We start from the raw sequence: 22,925 nt of genomic DNA, 5'->3' as shown, positions 1-22,925 counted from the left end.
TGGGAAGAGGCGACTTCTGAAGTGCAAAATGATGATAATGGTTCTCAGTATCACCTGTAAAGCACTTTGTTGAGAATTTTTCTCATTTCCATACTGATTATAGGGTTCCTTCCCGCTTGCTCACACTCTGTTTATTGTCCTTTCACTCGCTATGCGTTACGCGTTCTCATCGTTTTTTTAGCGTCCACGGCGCATACTTCTGCACAAAATCATCCCAGCTATCGGCCAGCAGGCTTAAATGCTGCAACTCCGTATCCAGCGTCGGCAAAGAGCGGCTACTGCGTCTGAGCATCATTTCAAACTGATCGAGCATATCTACGGCGCTATAGGCGCCGTCGGCAATGGATAACGCCTGACGCATTTCCAGCTGCGAGTGATACACGCCCTGTTGTAACGCCTCTATATCGCGCTGCATCGCCTCAGCGTGTTTTTCATCCTCCAGGCCGGATGCAAGTAAAAATTCCGCTTTGGCCGCGCCCAATCGTATGCAGTCCCGGCGCGACACAAGCTCCCTGATATAGTTGTCAATGACTTTTGCCGCCGCGGGCTGGTACGCTTCGGTGATGAACGTCGTTTTGATAAAAGAGAGCATCTCTTTTTTCATCGCTATTTCAAAAGATTCAATCATTGCCGTCTTTTCACTATCCAACGGACTGGAGAAGGCATCGTGCAGCGCATTGGCGAGTTCATTGGCCGGCGCATGCGTTCCTTCCAGGGCGATGATAAAAAAAGACGCCGCCAAATCAGAGACACGATCCAGCGGATCGCAAAGCGAGTTATTTTTTAACTGCCTTATCTGCTCCTTTTTCGCGTCGATTTCTTCTGCGCTTAATACCGGCGGCGAATTCTCGGCCTCATGTTGCGCGCTATCCGTACACTCATCAGCAACGTCAATGGCTTCGAATGTCGTCATGGCAGCATCAACCGGAAAATCAGCGGCATTATCGGTAACACCTTCTTCCGCTTTCTGTGAAAATTCGACGTCAGGGGTGCGATGAGGCCTGATACCATCCATCCAGCTTGCTCCATTATGCGGACAACATTTTAGCTATAACGGCAGCCCACAGTCAGGATTTAGTAAATAATCCGTATTTATTACGATTAATGCCGCAAACATGATCTATGGCAAAAAACCGCCCGTTACACGACATTCCAACGAATACGATTAGTGCTTACATGACCGCACGAGATCATCGTTCGGATATTGCAAAAACTCCCTTGCCCCAAACGTGCGGCGTCGTCCGTCTTTTCCGATGCCGACTGGAGCGTGATAATGAACGGCATCCCTTTCAGACCGGATCGCTAACCACATTGGCATAACACAACATCCCGTTGCCGGTAAAAACGGTCGGAAAGTCGCCATACGCGCATAACACGGTGGGGAGGATTGCCATAGTGCGGTACACTCTGTTTATTACGTATTGACTGAAAAATCCCGTATGTCTGGAAAAATCTGTTTCGCATTGGCATTCGCCTGGCTAGCAATACCTGCTTTGGCGTCTCCTTTGCCTTCGCCTCCAACAGTCCCCGCGCCGTTGGCCGATATCCGCCAAAGTGGTTTCGTCTACTGCGTAAATGACGTGCTGAATACGTTTAACCCGCAAATGGCGCGCAGCGGCGTCACGATCGATACCCTGGCGGCTCAGCTTTACGACCGGCTGCTGGATGTCGACCCCTACACTTATCGGCTGATGCCGGAATTGGCGCAGCGCTGGGAAGTGCTGGATGATGGGGCGACGTATCGTTTTTATCTGCGTCACGACGTTCATTTCCAAACCACCAGTTGGTTCAGTCCTACTCGTAAAATGAACGCGGATGATGTCGTGTTCAGCTTTCAACGCATGTTGAATAAGGATCACCCCTATCATGACGTTAACGGCGGCGAGTATCCCTATTTCGACAGTCTGCAATTTGCCGATTCCGTCAAAAACATCCGCAAATTAGGTGAGTACGGCGTTGAGATTCGACTGAACAAGCCCGACGCCTCTTTTCTCTGGCACCTGGCAACGCACTATGCGCCGATCCTCTCCGCCGAATATGCGCAGGTGCTGGCTGATAACGATAAGAAAGAATTGCTGGATCGCGAGCCGGTCGGCACCGGCCCCTATAGGTTGGATGAATATCGCAACGGACAATATATCCGCCTGACGCGTAACGACGCCTACTGGCGCGGGCAACCGCGCATGCAACAGGTCGTGGTTGATCTCGGCTCGGGTGGTACGGGCCGTCTGTCCAAATTATTGACCGGGGAGTGCGATATTCTGGCTTATCCCGCCGTTAGCCAACTGGCGATTTTGCGTAACGATCCGCGGCTGCGTCTGTCATTACGCCCCGGAATGAACGTCGCCTATCTGGCGTTTAATGTGCGTAAACCGCCATTGGATGACCGCCGCATGCGCGAAGCCATTGCGCTGGCGATAAACAACGATCGCCTGATGCAGTCAATTTATTACGGCACGGCTGAAACGGCCGCCTCGATCTTACCGCGTGCCTCCTGGGCCTATGATAATGACGCGAAGATAACGGAATACAACCCGGAAAAATCCCGGCAGCTATTGCAAGAGTTGGGTATCTCCAATATCAGCCTGCGTTTGTGGGTGCCCAGCACATCGCAATCCTACAACCCCAGCCCGCTGAAAACCGCCGAGCTGATCCAGGCCGACCTGGCTCAGGTTGGCATACAAGTGACGATTGTGCCGGTTGAAGGCCGTTTTCAGGAAGCCCGGCTGATGGAACTCAGCCATGATTTAACCCTTGCCGGCTGGACGACGGACAGCAACGACCCGGACAGTTTTTTTCGTCCGTTATTGAGCTGCGCCGCTATTCCATCCCAAACCAACTATGCTCACTGGTGTAATGCAGAGTTTGATGACGTGTTGCAAAACGCCCTCTCCTCACAGCAGTTATCAAAGCGCATTGAATACTACCAGCAGGCGCAGAGGATTCTGGCGGAACAACTGCCGGTTTTACCCCTGGCGTCCTCTTTACGCCTGCTGGCTTATCGTTATGATATGAAAGGGATTGTGCTTAGCCCGTTCGGCAACGCCTCATTTGCCGGTGTTTTCCGGGAAAGCGACGCTGACCGCGCCAAGGAAAGCGCGCCGCAAGAGCCTTCTTCACAACACGCCGCTGAAGGAGAAAAACCGTGATTATCTTTACCCTGCGTCGCCTGCTGTTGCTGCTGGTTACGCTGTTTCTGCTGACGCTGTTGGGTTTCAGCCTGAGTTATTACACCCCGCATGCGCCGCTTAACGGCGCAACGCTGTTTGATGCGTATCGTTTTTATCTCACCAGCCTGCTGCAAGGCGACTTCGGCCGCTCCAGCATCAACGGCCAAGCCATTATCGTACAGTTAAAAGAGGTGTTCCCGGCCACCATCGAACTTTGCTTGCTGGCCTTCGCGCTCTCTTTACTGGTGGGGATCCCGTTGGGCATTACCGCCGGGGTTATGCAGAATAAAGGGCCGGATATCATTATCAGCGCGCTGGCGCTGGTCGGCTTTTCCCTGCCGGTATTCTGGCTGGCGCTGCTGCTTACGCTGTTTTTCTCACTGCATCTTGGCTGGCTGCCGGTATCCGGACGTTTCGATCTCCTTTATCAGGTCAAAGCCGTCACCGGCTTTGCGCTGATCGATGCCTGGTTGTCTGACTCGCCCTATCGCAATGAGATGATTATCAGTGCGGTGCGGCATCTGATCCTGCCGATAACCGTGCTGGCTGTCGGGCCGACGACGGAGGTTATCAGACTGATGCGCATCAGCACCACCGACGTGATGGGCAAAAACTACATCAAGGCGGCGGCGACGCGCGGTTTATCGCCGCTGACCATTATTCGCCGTCATCTCCTGCACAATGCGTTACCGCCGATTATGCCCAAACTGGGGCTGCAGTTTTCCACCATGTTGACGCTGACCATGATAACGGAGGTGGTGTTCAGTTGGCCGGGGCTGGGGCGCTGGCTGGTTAATGCCATTCGCCAGCAGGATTACGCGGCGATCTCCGCGGGCGTCATTGTCGTCGGCGCCATGGTCATTACGATTAATGTGTTGTCCGATATCGGGGGAGCAATGACTAACCCGCTGAAACATAAGGAGTCGTATGCCCTACGATAATGTTTACAGCGAAAAACGCCTTCCCAGCCGTCTGGCGGATACCTGGCGAGTATTCCACCAGGACACGTTGGCCATGATCGGTTTTTACGGCTTTCTTCTTTTGCTGGGGCTGTGCCTGTTCGGAAAATGGCTGGCGCCCTATGACGTCGGCCAGCAATTCCTCGGCTACCAGATGCTGCCGCCGTCCTGGTCGCACTACGGCGAAGTCTCTTTCTTCCTCGGTACTGACGATCTGGGCCGCGATCTCTTAAGCCGTTTGTTGAGCGGCGCCGCCCCTACCGTCGGGTCGTCGTTGATCGTCACCCTTGCCGCCGCGCTGTGTGGCGTCGTGTTAGGCATCCTGGCCGGCGTCACTCACGGACTGCGCTCCGCCGTGCTCAACCATATTCTCGATACGCTGTTGTCGATTCCATCGTTGCTGCTGGCCATTGTGGTGATTGCCTTTATCGGCCCCAGGCTGGAGCATGCCATGCTGGCCGTGTGGCTGGCGCTGGTTCCGCGCATGGTTCGCACCATATACAGCACGGTGCATGATGAAATGGACAAAGAGTACGTCATCGCCACCCGGCTTGATGGCGCATCGACCTTTTATATTATCTGGAATGTGGTATTGCCGAATATTGCGGGGATACTGGTATCTGAATTCACTCGCGCCTTATCCATCGCCATTCTGGATATCGCCGCGTTGGGATTCCTCGATCTTGGCGCGCAGTTGCCCGCGACCGAATGGGGGGCCATGCTGGGAAACTCCCTGGAGCTGGTCTATGCCGCGCCCTGGACGGTCATGTTGCCCGGTGCGGCAATCGCCATAAGCGTGCTGATTGTTAACCTGCTGGGGGACGGCATTCGCCGCGCCCTGGTGGCGGAAACGGAATAATGGCGGAGACGAAATTATGGCATTACTCGATATTCGTAATCTGACCATTGAGTTCCTCACCTCAGACGGCCCGGTAAAAGCCGTCGACCGGGTCAGTATGACGCTCAATGAAGGCGAGATCCGCGGGCTGGTGGGCGAGTCTGGTTCCGGCAAAAGTCTGATCGCCAAGGCTATCTGCGGCATCACCAAAGATAACTGGAAGGTTACCGCCGATCGTTTCCGCTTTGATGACATAGATCTGCTGCAGTTGTCGCCGCGCGAGCGGCGTAAGCTGGTGGGCCACAACGTATCCATGATTTTTCAGGAGCCGCAGTCCTGTCTGGATCCCTCTGAAAATATCGGCCGCCAGCTGATACAGGCCATCCCCGGCTGGACCTATAAAGGCCGTTGGTGGCAGCGGTTCAACTGGCGTAAACGCCGGGCCGTCGAGCTGCTGCACCGCGTCGGCATCAAAGATCACAAAAATATCATGGGCAGCTACCCTTATGAACTGACCGACGGGGAGTGCCAAAAAGTGATGATCGCCATCGCGCTGGCGAACCAACCGCGCCTGCTGATCGCCGATGAACCGACCAATGCGATGGAATCCACCACCCAGGCGCAGATTTTTCGCCTCTTGTCGCGGCTGAATCAGAATAACAACACCACTATCCTGCTGATCAGTCATGACCTGCAAACCATGAGCAAATGGGCGAACCGGATTAACGTGCTCTACTGCGGACAGACGGTGGAAAGCGCCACCAGTGAAGATCTGATTAGCGCGCCGAATCACCCTTATACCCAGGCGCTGATTCGGGCGATGCCGGATTTTGGGCGTTCGCTGCCGCATAAAAGCCGGCTGAATACCCTGCCGGGCGCGATCCCCTCATTGGAGCATTTGCCGGTGGGTTGCCGATTAGGGCCGCGTTGCCCCTACTCGCAGAAAAAATGCATGCAGGCTCCCCCGCTGATATCGGTAAAGAACCATTGGTACGCCTGCCACTTCCCGCTCAATATGGAGGAATCCTGATGGTTGAAACGTTGCTTGAAGCCCGTAACCTAACCAAAACGTTCCGCTATCGCACCGGTCTGTTTCGCCGTCAGCATGTTGAAGCCGTGAAGTCCGTCAGTTTTACCTTACGCGAACGTCAGACTCTGGCCATCGTCGGCGAAAATGGTTCGGGAAAGTCCACGCTGGCAAAAATGCTGGCGGGCACCATCGCCCCCACCTCCGGCGAGTTGCTGATCGACGATCATCCGCTGCATTACGGCGATTATAACTATCGCAGCCAGCGCATCCGCATGATTTTCCAGGATGCCGGCAATGCATTGAATCCCCGTCAGCGCATTGGACAGTTGCTGGATGTGACGTTGCGTCTGAATACCGACCTCAGCGCCGAAGCGCGTGAGAAAGCCATCAACCTGACGCTGCAACAGGTAGGGCTGCGGCCGGATCATGCCTATTATTATCCTCACGCGCTGGCCCCCGGTCAGAAACAGCGCGTCGGGCTGGCGCGGGCGCTGATCCTGCAGCCTAAAGTCATCATCGCGGATGAAGTGCTGGCGTCGCTGGATATGTCTATGCGGTCACAAATTATTAATCTGATGCTGGAACTCCAGGAAAAACATGGCATCTCTTATATTTACGTCACCCAGCATCTGGGCATGATGAAGCACGTCAGCGATCAGATTCTGGTTATGCAGGCGGGTGAAGTGGTCGAGCGCGGCAGCACGGCCGACGTGCTGGCTTCGCCGCTGCATGACTTTACCAAACGCCTGATCGCCAGCCATTTCGGTGAAGCGCTGAGTGCCGATGCCTGGCGGCAGGATGGCGCGCAACGTTAAACAGCAAGGCCCCCGGAAAGTTTCAATGGCGGCGGATCCGCCGCTTGAAAAACGGACGGGAGGCTTAAAAAACGGCGAGACTGCTTCGGAGTACCCTTATCAACTCCATACATGGTAGAATCGCCCGGTTTATTCACCTCGGTCATCATTAACTGATTATTTTTAATATTGATGATTGCAGCAACAATGTTCACAAGGATTACTGCTATGGGTTTTCTTACCGGTAAGCGCATTCTGGTAACTGGTGTTGCCAGTAACCGTTCCATTGCATTCGGTATCGCACAGGCCATGCACCGCGAAGGTGCCGAGCTGGCGTTCACCTATCAAAATGATAAATTGAAATCTCGCGTTGAAGGCTTTGCCGGCGAACTGGGTTCCAGCATTGTTCTGCCGTGTGATGTCGCCGAAGATGCAAGTATTGACGCGCTGTTTGTCGAACTGGGTAAAGTCTGGCCGAAATTTGACGGTTTCGTTCACTCCATCGCTTACGCTCCGGGCGATCAGCTTGACGGCGATTATGTTGATGCGGTAACCCGCGAAGGTTTCGGCATTGCCCACGACATCAGCTCTTACAGCTTTGTGGCGATGGCGAAAGCCTGCCGCAACATGCTGAATCCAAATTCTGCGCTGGTTACCTTGTCCTATCTGGGTGCGGAACGCGCCATCCCTAACTACAACGTAATGGGCCTGGCGAAAGCGTCTCTGGAAGCGAACGTGCGTTATATGGCGAACGCCATGGGTGCTCAAGGTGTGCGCGTTAACGCCATCTCCGCGGGCCCAATCCGTACGCTGGCCGCGTCAGGCATCAAGAACTTCAAGAAAATGCTGTCCCACTGTGAAGCGGTTACGCCGATTCGCCGCGTCGTCACTATCGAGGATGTCGGCAACTCCGCGGCATTCCTGTGCTCCGATCTGGCAGCCGGTATTTCCGGTGAAGTTCTGCACGTCGATGGCGGTTTTAACATCGCCGCGATGAACGAGCTGGAACTGGATAATTAATCCGCCAAAACGGTAAATGATTAAAAAAACCCCCACGATGCCTCGTAGGGGTTTTTTATTACAGCTCAAAAATGTTGCTACGCACGTTATTGATATACAGTTCTCTGCGTTCTCCGGCGGGCAGACGAACGGCGGCCTGCGTCCAGGCGGGTTTGTACTGACCTTCACTGCTGAAAGTGATATCAATACGCTGATTATCGCTGACGATTTTCCAGCGTAACCACAGCCCCTGCCCCTGCTGCCATGCCCAGGTTTCGCCATCATCCTCAAATAGCAGTCCGCTGTCTTCCCCATGGCCTATCGGCGGGAACAATAGAAACTCGCGCTGATTATCCTCTTCATGGCGGACAAATGCCGTACGCGCGGAAAGCGGGAGCATAGCGCCGGCGCGGATTATCAGGGGAAGGCGTTCCAGCGGCGCATCCAGGGTGATGGTTTGTCCGCCGCTGTACCACTGCCCTTGATAAAAGTCGTACCATCCCTGCTCGTTGGCCGGCAGGTAAACCTCACGCTGCCGCTGTCCCGCTTCCACCACGCTGGCGACCAACACATCCTGACCCAACATAAAATCGTCCGTTTCGGCGAAAGTGGCTTCATCGTGTTCGTGATCGAGGAACGTCGGCCGCAGCATCGGTTCATCGTCGGCGCTGGCCCGCCAGAATAAGGTATAAAGATAAGGCAGCAGGCGGTAACGAAGCGCGATGGCGTTGCGGATTGCCGGGGTGACTTCCGGATACATCCAGGGCTCATTAACGGTATGATCGTCATTCCATGAGTGAATGGTAAAACGCGGGTGCATCACGCCGTTCTGCACCCAGCGGACAAACAGCTCCGCATCGGGTTTATCGCCGGAGAAACCGCCGACATCGTGCCCGACGTTATAAATACCGGAAAGACTCATGCCGACGCCCATGCGGGTGTTGTAACGCAGCGTCTGCCAGTTGGTGCGATTATCACCGCTCCAGGTCTGAACATAGCGCTGCATGCCCGCGCAGCCGGAACGGGAGATCAGGTAAGGACGCAGTTGCGGCGCGAAACGCTGCTGCGCTTCCAGCGAGGCCCGCATCATCAGTAATGGCATCAGCGGCCGGATAGCTTTAATCGCTATCTGTTCGCCAAAGCCGTGGCAGCGCGCCTCCCCATCCCAGACCTCGTATTCATTGTTGTCGTTCCAGGTCGAATCAATGCCCTTTTGCAGCAGTTGACGGGTGACGTTCTCTTGCCACCAGGCCACCGTCGCCGGGTTGGTGAAGTCGAGATGAGAGCCTTCGTCATCCCAGAAGCTGGAACGCTCAGGCGCATCAGACTCTGAGTCGCGAATAAACAGCCCTTGCTGCGCAACTTCCGCGTATTTAGGATGGTCCTGCAATAAACAGGGCTTGATATTGGCCGCCAGTTTCAAGCCGGCGTCATGAAACGCCTGCGACATCACCTCTGGCTGCGGCACTTTGTCGTAATTCCAGTTAAAGACATAGCGCTTGTCGTTGATAGAGGTATAGCCGGATGACAGTTGAAATGAATCGCAGGGAATATCGTGCCGGCGGCACAGTTCGATAAACTTCATCAGCTGTTTCTGCGCATCCGGCGCATCGGTGTAGTGCATGGTGGAGCCGCTATAGCCCAGACTCCACTTTGGCCCGAACAAGGTTTTGCCGGTCAGGCGGACAAAGGCTTTGGTGACATCCAGCACGCGCGAGCCAAGGAAAAGATAGTAATCCAGATCGCCCGCTTCGGCCTGATAGCGCCGATAGGCCTGATGGTAATTATCGATCTCATTCCCCAAATCCAGCCAGGTGCTGCTCAGGTTGTCATAGAACAACCCGAAACTGACATCCTTGCGCCGGGTAATGGTAAACGGAATATGCTTATACAGCGGGTCGGTGGTCGCCGCGTTATAGCCCATCGCATCCAGATTGCGAAACTCAAAGCGTCTGCCGTTACGGTTAAGATCGCCGGCTTTTTCGCCTAGACCGTAGTAACGATCTTCGGCAAAACGACGCTGGTAGTGGGCAACGCCATCGCCATGCATATTGAACATATAGGCGCTGGTGGTGCGATCCATCGCCAGTTGCTGCCATTCACCCTGCGCATTACGGTATTCCCACTCCAGCCACAGCGGCTGATGAATGATAACCCGCATACGCTCGGTGCTGACGCGTAAACCGCCGTTATACTCCTCCAGCGAGAAGCCCGGCAGGCTGAATCCCTCGCAGCTTTCCCTGTTGCGCCCCTCCCAGGGAACATCCTGCTGTGGGGCGATACTCCAGGTACGGTTCAGCTTCAGTTGGCCATTTTGCTTGATCAATACCCGGCCCAGGTCCGATTCCAGAATATATAAGCGGAAAATGTGCTTTCCATCGACCAGCAGTTCGATATGATCTTGCGTCTGATGGCGAAATACCCAATTTTTTAGCGTTTTCATACAGCGTCCTTTTCAGGATGATTAGCAAAGATAGAATTAAATCTGACGATTTTTCTGCCGGCGTTCAGCGATAAAGGTAATTAGGAATATCGCGCCGATCAGGTCGAAAAAGCCCATCGCGACAAACAGCGGATTAAAGCCGATTTTGTCCGCGGTCACACCGATTAACAGCGAGAACAAGAAGCTGGCGATCCAGGCGAAGGAGCCGCGCATACCGTTAACCGTCGCCATCTGTCCTTTGTCAAAGGATTCGACGACCAGCGCGCTCAGCATGCAGGAGATCACCTGGTGGCCGAATCCGCCGATGGAGATCAGCAGGATCGCCAGCCAGGGATCGCGGGCCAGGGCAACCAGCGCCAGCGACAACATCAGGAACGCCCCGGTCACTGAACTGGCGACAATGGAATTCACCCGCGAATAACCAAACCAACGCACATACAGGCGAGTCAAATAACCGCTGGCGACGCTGCCGAGATCGGCCGCCAGGAACGGCAACCAGGCAAACATGGCGATTTGTTTAAGATCCATGCCGCGTTCGCTGGCCAGATAAAGCGGAACCCAGAAACTCAGCACCGCCCAGGCAGGTTCAGCCATGAAAGCCGGAATGGCGATACCGTAAAAACGTTTGTCTTTCGATACGGTTTTCAGCGCGGTGAAAAACGGCAGTTTAACCGGAGCCGGTTCGTTATCCTGGCGGATAAAGTCCAGTTCTTCGCTACTCAGATTCGGGTGTTCGGACGGGTTATGGTAGAACAGCCACCACAGCACCACCCACAGCATCGCCAACCCGCCGGTGAACATAAACGCGCCCTGCCAGCCGAAACTGACATGCGCTATGACGATAATCGGCGGCGCCAGCATGGCGCCGATGGAGAATCCGACGCCGGCCCAACCCGCGGCGATCGGCCGCTCCTTTTTAGGGAACCATTCGCCAATCGTTTTGGCGTTGGCGGGCGTCGCCGCCGCTTCGGAAGCCCCCATAAAGAAACGAAGTATCGCTAGATGCAGCCAGCTTCCGGCGCCGGCATGCAGCATGCACATCAACGCCCAGATCATGGCGCAAACCATAAAGCCGATCTTTAAACCGATAACGTCGATCAGCCAACCACAGAGCGGTTGGAAAATGGTATAGGCCAGTTGGAAAGCGCCGACAATCCATGAGTATTGTTCGGTGGTGATGTTCAGACTGGTTTTCAGTTCCGGCGCTAATATGCCGAGTGAGTTACGTGTGATGTAGTTAACGGTCACCCCAAGTAAAAACAGCGTCAGCACCCACCAGCGAAGGTTCCTGAATTTACGCTTTCCCTTTGTGCCAGCAGGTGATTGGTTAATATCGATACTCATATGAACTCCTTGCAAGGAGGTAAGGTTATATTGGCCTGACATGTCAACGCATATTTGTATTTTTTTATGCGCGAGATCACATCAATTCTTTTATCTTGTTGTATTAATTGCATTTAAATTAAAAACCAATTATCTATACATCATGAATTGGTTTACCAAATTCAAAGTAGTGCAATTGAAAACAACGTGACACTCACTTTTTTGCAAGGATTTTCATGATAGGCTCAAATTTGTACCAAACGGGTTAATTGGGCCTATCCTGACAGGGTTTACTCTTTATGAAAATTTTGTCATTTTCTAAGTTGAACGAGATCACAAAATGAAAAGAAACCTGAAAATACGGGAAATTGCGGCACAAACCGGATTATCCATCAGTACGGTTTCGCGCGTATTATCTGGTAAGGCCAATACCAGTGAGTCTGCCAAAAAGCGTATTCTCAACTGCGCCCGTCAGTATGGCGTACTGGACGATCTGGTTACCGGACGGCTGTTATTGAACAGCCTGATGGTCTTTGCTCCGCAGCGCGCATTTGACGTGCGGTCTGACATCTTTTACCACAAAGTGCTCCAAAGCATTATTGACGCCCTGGCGCCGCATGAGGTCCGCCTGCGCTACTGCGGCCTGGACGAAAATAACAGCGACGTGCCCCTATTCATGGACAAGATGGGCGATCCGGATACCGAGGCGTCGATACTTATCGGCATTGACGACCCCTATATTCATTCGTTGGCGGCCGATATGGGGAAACCCTGCGTGCTGATTAACTGTATCGATCGCAAAATGAAGCTGCCCAGCATCGCGCCCGATCACCGGCTGATTGGAGAACACTCGGCTAATTATCTGTTCGAACAAGGGCATCGTGATGTACTCAGTCTGCTGTGTTTGCGGCGCTATACCATGGAATTGCGTCTGGCCGGGATCCGCGATGCTTACCAGAATCATAATTTACCGTTCGCCGATCAATACAATCTGCTCGCCATACGCAACTTCAGCACGGCGGAATCCGAACAGGCGGTAGCCGAGTTTCTGGCGAACTGTCCAAGCGAAAAAAGACCGACTGCCATTCTGGCGGGAGGGGATTTTATTGCGGTCGGCGCAGTGAATGCATTGCAGCGGGCCGGTTTGCACGTACCGCAGGATATCTCGGTGATGAGCATGGATGGCTTTAATCTGGCGTCAATCCATGACATTCCGCTGACGTCCGTCCATGTTCCGCGCGAGGAGTTAGGGGAAGAAGCGGTCCGGCAGTTGCAGTATCTTTTGATGCGCCCGGATGCCCCCACAGGCAGCCTGCTATTGAACGGGAAACTGGTGATACGCGACTCGGTCAGGCGCATTCGGCCCAGCAAAACCCACTCGCCGGTACAGGAAGACGATCTCTATGATTAATGCATTACAACACTATCAGTCGCCCTCTTTATTATCCCGCAGCCACTGCTGCGCCGCCTCGAAGAAATTCTGCGCCAGCGGCGTGACCTTTCCGGCCTGAGCCACGACGATGGCCGCACATCGCTGCATCGGCGGCAAGACGATAGTCCGCAGGCGCAGCGCCGGCGTCATTTCCGCCATCAAACTGCCGCGCGGCACGATGGCGCACCCCAACCCGGTAAAAACGCTCTGCACCTGTTGCAGGATCGAACTGCTTTCCACTTTCACCCAGGGCGTTATATTCGCCGCACGAAAATGGGCGTCCAGATAACGCCGGAAATAGCGGCTGGATTCAGCCAGGCACAACGGCAACGCAGCCAGGGAGTCTGGCGTCAGCGGCGTTTCCCCCACCAACTGGGGAAAATGTTGGGGATGAAACAGCAGTTCGACCCCTTGCTCAGTCAGCTGGGCGACCTGAAATTGCCACTCCTGTAAGAGCGCCAGCTCAAAAAAGCCGATGCCGACATCAACGGCATGCGCATGCAGCGCTTCGACCAGCCGATCGGCGCTAAACAGGGAGATCTGAAAATCCAGCTCAGGATAGCGGCGGCTGACGGCCGTGAGCATTTGCGGTAAGGCGATACTACTCTGCGGCACCGTCCCGATACGCAACACCCCGCCGACACCGCGTTTCAACGAGGCCACTTCCATTTTCAATCCCTGATAGACGGAGACGATCTCCCTCGCCCAGGCCAGCACCCGCTCGCCCTCCGCCGTAAACCCCTCAAAATTGTTTCCCCGATTAATCAGCGCCAGATCCAGCTCGCGCTCCAGATTTTTTAACCGCATCGAGAGTGTCGGCTGACTCACGAAACTGGCTTCGGCCGCGCGGCCGAAATGACGTTCTTTTTCCAGATTGCAGAGGTAAATAAGCTGTTTTATGTCCATAGCGGGATTCTGTCGTGGCGTGAGTCATAAGTATATCACCGCGCTCGTTAACGGCGCCGTGCAGATCGATGAATGCTTGTCTAGATAACTACCCGTCTATACTATCTGAACGGATAAGCCGAACGGGAGAAAGACGAGATGATTGATAAACATTCCTTTATCCCTTTTTATCTACAGATTGAGCAGATACTGGGACGTCAAATCCGCGAAAATGAATTGAAGCCCGGCGATCCGCTGCCGACCGAGGCGGAAATGTGTCAGCAATACCAGGTTTCGCGCATGACGGCGCGCAAAGCCGTGGATTATCTGGTCAGACAGGGATTGGTCGAGCGCTTTCGCGGCCGGGGAACCTTTGTTGCGCAGCCGGATACGCGAGTTAAAGTTCAGCTACCGCTGGATCAACATCTCACCTCCAGCGAGGTCGCGAACAGCACCCAGCGCAAGATCGTCAATCGATTGCTGCATTTCTCTCAGCAGCCGGCAACGCATGATGTCGCCGTCGCCCTGCGCATCGCCGAAAATACGCCCGTTCACTATATGGTGCGCCTGCGTTTAATCGACGGCACGCCATTTGTCTACGAGCAATCCTGGATGAATCAAGCGCTGTTCCCCGACCTGAGCGAACAGGTGCTCGGCCGCTCCAAATACGCCTATTTAAAATCAAAAGGATACGACGCCGTAGGAAGCCATAAACAGATCTTTGCGGAATTGCCCTCTTCCGAAGTCCGGGAAGCGCTGGGGCTGGCACGCGATGAACCCGTTCTGCGCGCCAGCGTCATTGCATTCTTTGCCGACGAGTCGCCTTTCGAACTGTCGAATGTTTATTACAATCAGCGGCACTACACCTTTACGCTTGATGCGCCGCCGCGGCCGCTATTAGCCTGGTAATCCGGTGGCTAGCGGGCGGCGGAACTTACTTCAACTCCGGCCAATAGCCTTTATTGGCATCAATCAGCGCATCCAGCACCTTGCGGGCTTTTTTGGCATCCACCACCAGCCGGTTAAGCGTCAGCGCCTGCAACGCCTTGGTGTAAGATCCTTCGAACCAGGCCTCGATGGTCAGGCGCTCATAGGCAAACTGTTGCTCAATCATACCTTTATAGAAGGTCGGGATGTTGCCGACGCCATAAGGCCGGGGGCCGTTTATGCCCAGCGTTGCCGCCACTTCCACCATCGCCGTATCATCCAGGTTATTCACCAGGCCGTTATTTTCCACGATCACCACGAAAATCCGGTGCTGGTTATAAGCGATAGACTCCGCCACCTCGACAATCATGTCGCCGTGCGCATCGTTATGCACCACGCTGGCGTCTTTCGTCGTGCCGGCTTTTACCGCGGCGCGGCAGGTTTCAAACACCCGTTTTTCCCGCCCCGCCATCACTTCATTGGCGCGGGTAAAATTCGGGTCCAGCTTGCTGAGTTTGTAATCGGGATAGAGATAATATTGCAGATAGGTATTCGGCAGATAGTCGGGAAAATCACGCAGCATATCGGCGACCACCGCATAGGTATCCAGCCACGATCGGTCCCGCTGCTCCGCGTCCGCCGGTTTAAACCCCTGACTACTGATAATCTCTTTCAACTGCGGCAGCAGATCCACGCCTTCCCGGTCATACAGATGAGTAAACCAGCCAAAGTGATTCAGGCCGAAATAGACGGGTTCGAACTCACTAACATCCCGCCCCAGCAGCCGGGCGTAAGAGCGCAGCAGATTGACCGGCTGGTCGCAAATATTCAGGATGCGCCGGTCGTGGGGAAATTTCACCCGCAGCGCATCGGCCACGATGGCGGCGGGATTGGTATAGTTGAGGATCCACGCATCCGGCGAGCGGGAACGCACATTCTGCACCAATTCAATCATGTCGCCGATAGAGCGCATACCATACGCAAAACCGCCCGGCCCACAGGTCTCCTGTCCGATGACGCCCAAAGAAAGCGGGATTTTTTCATCCTTCTCCCGCATTTCATATCCGCCGGTGCGCATCTGACAGAAGACAAAATCCACATCATGAAAAGCCTCGTCAACGTCGGTGGTATAGGAAAACTCCAACGTCGGGTACTCTTCGCTGAACAGTAAGCGGGCGAAATCGCCAATCACCGCCTGACGTTCGGCATTAACGTCAAACATGACCAGCCGCCTGAGCGGAAAGGTGTTCTGTCGTTTGCACAACGCTTTCAACAATCCCGGCGTCCAGGTTGATCCGCCGCCAACAATCACAATACTGTATCTCTTCGTCATAGCCGTTTCCCGTTTTATCCGATGTTCGTTACGTTACCCTGTCACTCCAAGCGCGGTTTTAACCTCATTGGCGATTTTTTCCACCTTCGGGCCATAAATGACCTGGATGTTATGCTCATTGACACGCTTGATACCGTTCGCGCCGGTCGTCATCAAGGTCTTATCGACGACCAGACTCATGTCTTTTACCAACACGCGCAGACGGGTGAAACAGCAGTCAACCTCCTCAATATTTCTCTCGCCCCCCAATCCGGTGATGATGTTTTTTGTGCGTTCGTCGGCGGCGATCGGCGCCGTTTCCGCGGGTTGTTCCTCAGATTCCCGCCCTGGCGTCTCAACATTCATTCGTTTGATAATGAACCTGAATGAGAAGTAATAGGTTACGAAGTAAAGTAGCCCCAGTAACACCGCATACCACCACTTGGTTTTCAACCCGCCCAATACGCCGAATACCACCAGATCAATGGCGCCGCCCTGAATATTGCCGATCATCAGCTGCGCCACGGACATCAGCATGAAAGACAGACCGCTAAGCGCCGCATGAATCAGATATAAAACGGGCGAGACGAAAATGAAGCAGAACTCCAGCGGTTCGGTAATGCCGGTGGTGAAAGAGGCCAACGCCCCCGCCAGCATCAGCGCCTTCACGCGTTTTTTATGCTCCGGGAGAGCGCATTGGTACATCGCCAGCGCCGCGCCGGGCAGTCCGAACATCATGATGGGGATCTTGCCCTGCGCCAGAAACTGGGTTGCGCTGCGAATAACGTCGTCGCTGACCGCTTCCGGATGAGTCAACGACGCATTAAAGATGTTCAGCGCGCCGACCACCGTTTGACCGTCGATAGTCGCCACGCCGCCTATAGGGGTAAAGCGCACGGTTTCATTTAAAATATGGTGCAACCCGGTGGGGATCAGGATGCGTTCGGAAAAGCCATACAGGAACGCGCCATACTGTCCGCTGTGACCAATTAACTCGCCGACCCAGGCGATACCTTTACCGATAGTCGGCCAAATCAGCGCCAGTCCGATCCCCACTAACGGCAGACACACCACCGTAATGATCGGCACAAAGCGCCGGCCGCCGAAAAAGCTGATGGCCGTCGGGAGTTCGATGGTGTAAAAGCGGTTATGCAACATCGCCGTGAGCACCCCGGCTATTACGCCGCCCAGTACGCTCATGTTGTAGGTGAAGATCCCCAGCGTTTGGGTAAATTCGGCGGCATACATCAATGCGGCGGTATGTTCCATCCCCGCCCCCGTCAGCGCATCGACCGTGGTGGTCGCGGGCGTCAGGTTCTGCGCCGTCAGCGTCGCCATCACCCCAACGTGCATGGAAATAAAGCCGATTACCGACGCAAAGGCGGCCGTGGGTTTCTCTGCGTTTGCCAACCCAATCGCACTGGCGACCGCAAAAAACAGCGGCAGGTTAGCAAACAGCGCGCCCGCCACCTGGCGAATAAAACCGATGATCAACTGCGGGATCTGCAAGTCGGCGAAAGCATCGCCGGTGACCGCCGGGTTTTGCATTGCCGCCGCCAAACCCAGGAAAACCCCAGCGGCGGCGATTACCGAAATCGGCATCATGAGTGCCTTACCAAAGGCGTGAACCTTATTGCCAAGATCTTTCATTATTTGCCCTTCCTGTTTTTCCATACTGATTAAGTAATAGCCGGGAAATGGCAAAGTTTGTCTATACAACTAGACAAAAAGATCAATAATTCGCACCTGATCACATTTTAATCACACTTCAGTCACAATAAATGTCCTCTATCCCGCCATCGCCCTATTTGATTAGACGATGACGTAAGCACCACCTAGACTCGCCACAGAAAAGCAAACATTTAAAGAAATGTTTACATATTAAAAACATTCACACCTGCGGATCTAACCATGAAATTCAAAACATCCATCAAGCCGTACCGCAACGCAGCAGGCGGATGGGGCTCATTGGAAGCCACCACCCGTTTTGTGCTGGATAGCAAGCAAGCGCTGAAAAATATCCGAAACTTGTTACGGGTCAATAAATCCAAAGGATTTGACTGCCCCGGATGTGCCTGGGGCGATGACAACCACAGTACGTTCAGCTTCTGTGAAAACGGCGCTAAAGCGGTAAGTTGGGAAGCGACCCGCAAAGCGGTGGATTTGGACTTCTTCGCGGCGCACAGCGTTACGACGCTGCGGCAACAAAGCGACTATTTTCTGGAGTATCAGGGCCGACTGACGCATCCGATGCGTTATGACCGGGCCAGCGACCGCTATGTTCCCATCAGTTGGGAGGATGCTTTTGCGCTAATAGCTCGGCATATCCATAACATGGAACACCCCAATCAGTTGGAACTCTATACCTCCGGACGGGCAAGTAATGAGGCCTCTTACCTGTATCAACTTTTTGGCCGTATGCTAGGCACCAACAACTTCCCAGACTGTTCCAACATGTGCCACGAAGCCAGCGGCACCGGGCTGAAACAGAGCATTGGCGTAGGTAAAGGGACGATCCGTCTGGATGATTTCGAGCATGCCGACGCCATTTTTGTCTTTGGACAAAATCCCGGCACCAACCACCCAAGAATGCTGCATAGCCTGCGGCATGCCGCCGATCGCGGGGCGCATATCGTCTCGTTCAATACGCTGCGCGAACGGGGTCTGGAGCGTTTCGCCAATCCGCAAAATCCGCTGGAATTATTAACCCCGCTGGCGGGAACCATCAGCGAAACCTATCTGCAACCCAACCTGGGGGGCGATATGGCCGCCGTGCGCGGCATAGTGAAGGCGCTGCTGGAAACGCACCGCCAACGGTTGAGCGCGGACGAACCCGGACTGTTCGACGACGATTTCATCGCCTCATACACCCAACAGATCGAAGCGTATCTGGCTGCGGTCGATGACGCCAGTTGGCAAAAAATCGAACGGCAGTCCGGCCTGACCGAAGCGCAATTACGCGCCGTGGCCGCCATTTACCAGCAATCGCCACGGGTTATTTGCACCTGGGCGATGGGCGTTACCCAGCATAAGCACTCGGTGGCTACCGTTCGTGAAATCGTCAATCTGCAACTGCTGTTCGGCCAGTTGGGCAAACCAGGCGCCGGCTTATGCCCGGTACGCGGGCACAGCAATGTGCAGGGTAACCGGACAATGGGGATTGACGAAAAACCGTCCAGCGCTTTTCTGGCCCGGCTGGCGGCGCACTTTAACTTCATCCCGCCCCGTGAAGCGGGTCATAACACCGTTGAAGCGCTGGAAGCCATGCTGCGTAACGAGGTGAAAGTGCTGATTGCCCTCGGGGGAAATATTGCCGCCGCCGCGCCCGATTCGCCACGCACCGAACAAGCGCTCGGCCGCTGCGATCTGACCGTACATATCAGCACCAAACTGAATCGCAGCCATCTGATTACCGGGAAAGTAGATGCCCTGATCCTGCCTACGCTGGGCCGGACCGATCTTGACGTTCAGGCGCATAGACCACAGTTTATCACCGTGGAAGACTCCTTCAGCATGGTGCACGCTTCCGAAGGCGTCGGCCAGCCATTATCCCCTTTGCAGCGTTCAGAAACCGCAATTGTGGCCGGTATCGCCGATGCGGTATTGGGGAATGAAAAACTGGACTGGCTGGCGCTGGCCGACGACTACTCCCGTATCCGCGACCATATTGCCGCCACCATCCCCGGTTTTGAGAACTTTAATGAAAACTGCAACCTGCCGGGCGGGTTTTATCTCGGCAATGCAGCGGCCGAACTGCATTTTGCCACCGCCAGCGGTAAAGCGCAGTTCAGTCATGCGCCGCTGCCGGATTCGTTATTTCCGCAGTTGGGTGAACAGCGCGTTCCCTTCACTCTGCAAACGCTACGCTCGCACGATCAGTACAACACCACGATTTATGGTCTTGACGATCGCTACCGCGGCGTTTACGGTCAGCGCGAAGTGCTGTTTATCCACCCTGACGACATGGCGGCGCAAGGACTGAAAGACGGCGATCTGGTGGACATCGAAACCTTGTGGAATGACGGCATTACCCGCAAGGTAAGCGGTTTCCGGCTGGTCAGCTACAACATTCCCCGCGGCAACCTGGCGGCCTATTACCCGGAAACCAATCCGCTGGTGCCGCTCTCCAGCTATGGCGACGAAACCTTTACCCCGACATCAAAATCGGTGCCGGTGAAGATTTCCCTCACGGAGCAGACCGAGCCGCTGCTGCGGATTGCTTGACCATCAGCCTGCGAGTGGGCCGGCGTGAATCGCGGCCCACGCTGCCAATCGCCGCGGGGATATGGTTGAATAGGTGTTCCCTATCGGCAGAAAAAAGTGTCACCGAATGTCCCGCGCACAACGTTTACTTGATTTGATTCAGATTCTACGCAACCACCGTTTCCCGGTGACCGGCGCGAATTTGGCGGCGGAACTGGGGATCAGTCTGCGTACCCTCTATCGCGATATTGGCACGTTGCAGGCGCAAGGCGCGGACATTGAGGGCGAACCTGGGTTGGGTTACGTTTTACGGCCCGGCTTTATGCTGCCGCCGCTGATGTTTTCAGAGGAAGAAATCGAAGGCGGAAGGGATTCCGCCGCAATAACCTCATGGCGGTAATATTCCAGACGCACTACTGACAAAAACTGTCAGTAGCGCGCGTTATTATGCGTCGTGCCGGCAGATCCCCCTGCCTCAGCGTTTACGACCCATATGGAGAATCCTCATGACTCACCCTAACATGATTATTTTGTATGTAGACAGCCCGGCGAACAGCGTCCGTTTTTATACTGATTTGCTTAATACGCCGCCACTTGAAGCCTCGCCTACTTTCGCCATGTTCGCCCTTGATAGCGGGGTGATGCTGGGATTATGGTCGAAGCATACCGTTGAACCGGCATCATCGGCAGCCGGAGGCGGAGGCGAGCTGGCTTTCTCCGCGACCAATAATGAGGAAGTCGATATCCTTTACGCTTCATGGAGCCAGCGTGGGCTGGAGATGATTCAAACACCGACGCATCTGGATTTTGGCTACACTTTTGTCGCCGCCGATCCGGATGGCCACCGTCTGCGTGTTTTCGCACCAGCCGAAAAATAAATAAGTGCCGGGTTAGCGCCTCCCCTTTGACTCTGTCTCTTAGTCACATTTTTATGCGGACTTGGAGATAGTTTCGTGCGCCACAATGCCGCTATTTTCATGCTGCCTCGCAGCACGCGCCCGACATAGGGGGCTCAGACGCCGGATAACGGCAAACCCCGTCATAGCTCCTACATTTGTGTATCAGAGACAGCCCTTTGACAAGGGAGCCAGCCAACGGCATAGAGCACGCAGCTATGCGCAAGACAAAAACTGCCTGATGTTACCGAAGGTATAGGCTGTAGAGCAGCACACAAAATAGATGTGCTGCTTTGGGCTACAAAATTCCAGGGTCTTCGTAGTTAAATGCTGCCACCGGAAAGTTGTAGGGTAAGATCAGATGAGTAGAATTTTTTATCTAGCAATTTTTCTAAGCAAAGAGCTTGATTTTTATTGATATTATATACACCAATACCGAGTGAGAATTCGGTCTTATCTTCCTCGCTCCATCCCATAATTTGGGCTACTTCTGCCAGTTTATCCGCTGGAATATCAACTTCAAAAAGTAAATCTTCGTCTGTTTTACTATATGCATCAATGGTATATATGATCATTATTTTTCTACCTTTCTGGTTGGATCAGAAGGCTTCGTTTGCTCACCCGTAATGTGATTAAACTCACCTAAATGGTTACGCCCCGAGCGATCATAAACTTCGACCATGCCATGTTGGGAATCCCATTCATAAATTTTACCCCTTGAATCTTTCCAACGATTACGCAATTTACCGCCACCTTTAACAGGCGTTTTCGCTTGAGCTTTTTTAGCATCAGGATACGCAGGTAATGGAGGGATTCCTTTCGGTGGAGCATAGTATTTATGATCCGCATTTAGGTAAATATAGATCGGCGGAATATCCGGCAGGGGCAAAATCAGAATATAGTCCGCGAATGCCTTCTCTTCCGGCTCCGGGCTGGTCGTGCTCTCAATGCCGGTATTGTCCGGCAGCGGGTCAACGATCACCGGATTCGGCAGCGGTGGCTGTGTTTGGTTGCCTGTATTTGCCGGTACTCTCACGCCTGAGCTGTCTGGCGTCCAGATGATAGTGACCGGGTTATCTTCTTCCGTGGTGAAGGTATACGCCTGCCGGGTATCGTTCCACGCCATTTTCCGTACCCGCACGCGGTCCTTACCCGGCGGGGTATGCCAACCGTGCGGAACCGGATTGCCGTGGCTATCGTTTTCCCAGGTAAACCGGGCGCGCGTCGGCGCTTCCCGCATCTGCTCCAGCCGCATACGGTCGATAAAATCCTGCTCGCCGTCATTCAGCCTGCCGGGCATCATCCCAACCAGTAATCCGGCTAATGGTGCGCCGACACCGCCAACGGCAACACCCGCAGCACGCACAGCCCACGTTCCCCTCACCGCAATGTTTCCGACTATCGGTTCAAGAATGCTGGCTCCCGCCGTGGCGGTCTGAACTCGGGCGACGCTTGTCGCTGCCGCCAACGCCGCCTGATAGTCCATTTCCTCGTGATTGCCGAACCACCATTTATATAACGCGCCGCGTTTCTTCAGTTGCGGGAGATCTTGTGCGAAGTGATTCTTTTTGCCGGTTTGAGCTTGTTGCGGGACATCGGGAGCAGCGGCAGGAGCCGCCTGAAAAAAAGCCATACCGGCAAAATTGCTGTGGGGTTCGCGCTGCCTGCCAGCATGGTCAAACGCTTTTCCCGCGCTGTCTGCGCCGGGGACGGC

General features: G+C 54.3%; 19 protein-coding genes and 1 pseudogene. 11 read left to right on the top strand and 9 right to left on the bottom strand.

Features of this window, described 5'->3' with window-relative positions; all coding sequences use genetic code 11:
• Positions 1 to 166 precede the first annotated feature (166 nt).
• Positions 167 to 1,015 carry a hypothetical protein gene (locus tag ACN28R_RS06835; protein ID WP_095833991.1) on the bottom strand — a complete coding sequence of 283 codons (849 nt, stop codon included), beginning with the start codon at positions 1,013 to 1,015 and terminating at the stop codon, positions 167 to 169.
• A 424-nt stretch (positions 1,016 to 1,439) separates the two neighbouring features.
• On the opposite strand from ACN28R_RS06835, the gene sapA reads away from it, so the two are divergent.
• From sapA to sapF, 5 genes are read left to right on the top strand one after another with little or no spacing between them, the layout of a single operon-like run.
• Positions 1,440 to 3,149: an ABC transporter substrate-binding protein SapA gene (sapA, locus tag ACN28R_RS06830; protein WP_048638732.1), complete on the top strand. Its 1,710-nt coding sequence runs from the start codon at positions 1,440 to 1,442 to the stop codon at positions 3,147 to 3,149.
• Positions 3,146 to 4,111 carry a putrescine export ABC transporter permease SapB gene (gene sapB / locus ACN28R_RS06825; protein ID WP_048638731.1) on the top strand — a complete coding sequence of 322 codons (966 nt, stop codon included), beginning with the start codon at positions 3,146 to 3,148 and terminating at the stop codon, positions 4,109 to 4,111. Before sapA ends, sapB begins: the two co-directional genes overlap by 4 nt.
• The gene (gene sapC, locus ACN28R_RS06820) at positions 4,098 to 4,988 is read left to right on the top strand and encodes a putrescine export ABC transporter permease SapC (RefSeq protein WP_095833990.1); all 891 of its coding nucleotides are present in this window, start codon (positions 4,098 to 4,100) and stop codon (positions 4,986 to 4,988) included. Before sapB ends, sapC begins: the two co-directional genes overlap by 14 nt.
• A gap of 16 nt (positions 4,989 to 5,004) precedes the next feature.
• Positions 5,005 to 5,997, top strand: a complete 993-nt coding sequence (gene sapD / locus ACN28R_RS06815; protein ID WP_095833989.1) for a putrescine export ABC transporter ATP-binding protein SapD — start codon at positions 5,005 to 5,007, stop codon at positions 5,995 to 5,997.
• Complete coding sequence (gene sapF / locus ACN28R_RS06810; RefSeq protein ID WP_048638728.1) at positions 5,997 to 6,812, top strand: putrescine export ABC transporter ATP-binding protein SapF; 816 nt, start codon at positions 5,997 to 5,999, stop codon at positions 6,810 to 6,812. Before sapD ends, sapF begins: the two co-directional genes overlap by 1 nt.
• Here sapF and ACN28R_RS06805 read toward each other — a convergent pair.
• Positions 6,809 to 7,006 (bottom strand): hypothetical protein, encoded by a 198-nt coding sequence (locus ACN28R_RS06805; RefSeq protein WP_095833988.1) that lies wholly within the window; start codon positions 7,004 to 7,006, stop codon positions 6,809 to 6,811. The genes sapF and ACN28R_RS06805 overlap by 4 nt on opposite strands.
• A 13-nt stretch (positions 7,007 to 7,019) precedes the next feature.
• On the opposite strand from ACN28R_RS06805, the gene fabI reads away from it, so the two are divergent.
• Positions 7,020 to 7,811, top strand: coding sequence for an enoyl-ACP reductase FabI (fabI, locus tag ACN28R_RS06800; protein WP_048638726.1), 792 nt, complete (start codon positions 7,020 to 7,022; stop codon positions 7,809 to 7,811).
• A 58-nt stretch (positions 7,812 to 7,869) separates the two neighbouring features.
• Here fabI and ACN28R_RS06795 read toward each other — a convergent pair whose 3' ends face one another.
• The gene (locus ACN28R_RS06795) at positions 7,870 to 10,233 is read right to left on the bottom strand and encodes a glycoside hydrolase family 31 protein (protein WP_095833987.1); all 2,364 of its coding nucleotides are present in this window, start codon (positions 10,231 to 10,233) and stop codon (positions 7,870 to 7,872) included.
• A 36-nt stretch (positions 10,234 to 10,269) separates the two neighbouring features.
• The gene (locus ACN28R_RS06790; RefSeq protein ID WP_048638724.1) at positions 10,270 to 11,577 is read right to left on the bottom strand and encodes an MFS transporter; all 1,308 of its coding nucleotides are present in this window, start codon (positions 11,575 to 11,577) and stop codon (positions 10,270 to 10,272) included.
• A gap of 319 nt (positions 11,578 to 11,896) precedes the next feature.
• Between ACN28R_RS06790 and ACN28R_RS06785 the strand changes: the two genes are divergently transcribed.
• The gene (locus ACN28R_RS06785) at positions 11,897 to 12,967 is read left to right on the top strand and encodes a LacI family DNA-binding transcriptional regulator (RefSeq protein WP_048638723.1); all 1,071 of its coding nucleotides are present in this window, start codon (positions 11,897 to 11,899) and stop codon (positions 12,965 to 12,967) included.
• Positions 12,968 to 12,982: 15 nt separating this feature from the next.
• On the opposite strand, the gene ACN28R_RS06780 is transcribed toward ACN28R_RS06785, so the two are convergent.
• Positions 12,983 to 13,894 carry a LysR family transcriptional regulator gene (locus ACN28R_RS06780; RefSeq protein ID WP_048638722.1) on the bottom strand — a complete coding sequence of 304 codons (912 nt, stop codon included), beginning with the start codon at positions 13,892 to 13,894 and terminating at the stop codon, positions 12,983 to 12,985.
• Between the two features lie 138 nt (positions 13,895 to 14,032).
• Here ACN28R_RS06780 and ACN28R_RS06775 point away from each other — a divergent pair, with 138 nt between their 5' ends.
• Entirely contained in the window at positions 14,033 to 14,782 is a 750-nt protein-coding gene (locus tag ACN28R_RS06775; RefSeq protein ID WP_048638721.1) for a GntR family transcriptional regulator, read from the top strand.
• A 25-nt stretch (positions 14,783 to 14,807) separates the two neighbouring features.
• Here the strand turns inward: ACN28R_RS06775 and ACN28R_RS06770 are convergent, their stop codons facing one another.
• The gene (locus ACN28R_RS06770) at positions 14,808 to 16,133 is read right to left on the bottom strand and encodes a 6-phospho-alpha-glucosidase (protein WP_048638720.1); all 1,326 of its coding nucleotides are present in this window, start codon (positions 16,131 to 16,133) and stop codon (positions 14,808 to 14,810) included.
• A 33-nt stretch (positions 16,134 to 16,166) separates the two neighbouring features.
• Positions 16,167 to 17,762, bottom strand: a complete 1,596-nt coding sequence (locus tag ACN28R_RS06765) for a PTS transporter subunit EIIC (protein ID WP_095833986.1) — start codon at positions 17,760 to 17,762, stop codon at positions 16,167 to 16,169.
• 261 nt (positions 17,763 to 18,023) lie between these two features.
• Here ACN28R_RS06765 and ACN28R_RS06760 point away from each other — a divergent pair, with 261 nt between their 5' ends.
• From ACN28R_RS06760 to ACN28R_RS06750, 3 genes and pseudogenes are all read left to right on the top strand, one after another.
• On the top strand, positions 18,024 to 20,336 hold the full coding sequence (locus tag ACN28R_RS06760) for an FdhF/YdeP family oxidoreductase (protein WP_048638718.1): 2,313 nt from the start codon (positions 18,024 to 18,026) through the stop codon (positions 20,334 to 20,336).
• 106 nt (positions 20,337 to 20,442) lie between these two features.
• Positions 20,443 to 20,676, top strand: a pseudogene (locus ACN28R_RS06755) (helix-turn-helix transcriptional regulator); the annotation flags it as partial.
• Positions 20,677 to 20,821: 145 nt separating this feature from the next.
• Positions 20,822 to 21,193 carry a VOC family protein gene (locus ACN28R_RS06750; RefSeq protein ID WP_048638717.1) on the top strand — a complete coding sequence of 124 codons (372 nt, stop codon included), beginning with the start codon at positions 20,822 to 20,824 and terminating at the stop codon, positions 21,191 to 21,193.
• Positions 21,194 to 21,534: 341 nt separating this feature from the next.
• Here ACN28R_RS06750 and ACN28R_RS06745 read toward each other — a convergent pair whose 3' ends face one another.
• Together ACN28R_RS06745 and ACN28R_RS06740 are read right to left on the bottom strand one after the other, a co-directional pair.
• Positions 21,535 to 21,786 carry a DUF7683 domain-containing protein gene (locus tag ACN28R_RS06745; RefSeq protein WP_048638716.1) on the bottom strand — a complete coding sequence of 84 codons (252 nt, stop codon included), beginning with the start codon at positions 21,784 to 21,786 and terminating at the stop codon, positions 21,535 to 21,537.
• The gene (locus ACN28R_RS06740) at positions 21,786 to 22,844 is read right to left on the bottom strand and encodes a colicin E3/pyocin S6 family cytotoxin (RefSeq protein ID WP_236840195.1); all 1,059 of its coding nucleotides are present in this window, start codon (positions 22,842 to 22,844) and stop codon (positions 21,786 to 21,788) included. Before ACN28R_RS06740 ends, ACN28R_RS06745 begins: the two co-directional genes overlap by 1 nt.
• Positions 22,845 to 22,925 lie beyond the last annotated feature (81 nt).

Origin of the sequence: Brenneria goodwinii (genome assembly GCF_002291445.1) — a bacterium.
Taxonomy (GTDB): Bacteria; Pseudomonadota; Gammaproteobacteria; order Enterobacterales; family Enterobacteriaceae; genus Brenneria; species Brenneria goodwinii.
The sequence above is the reverse complement of the archived record's forward strand: the minus strand, read 5'-3'. Positions and strand labels throughout refer to the sequence as shown.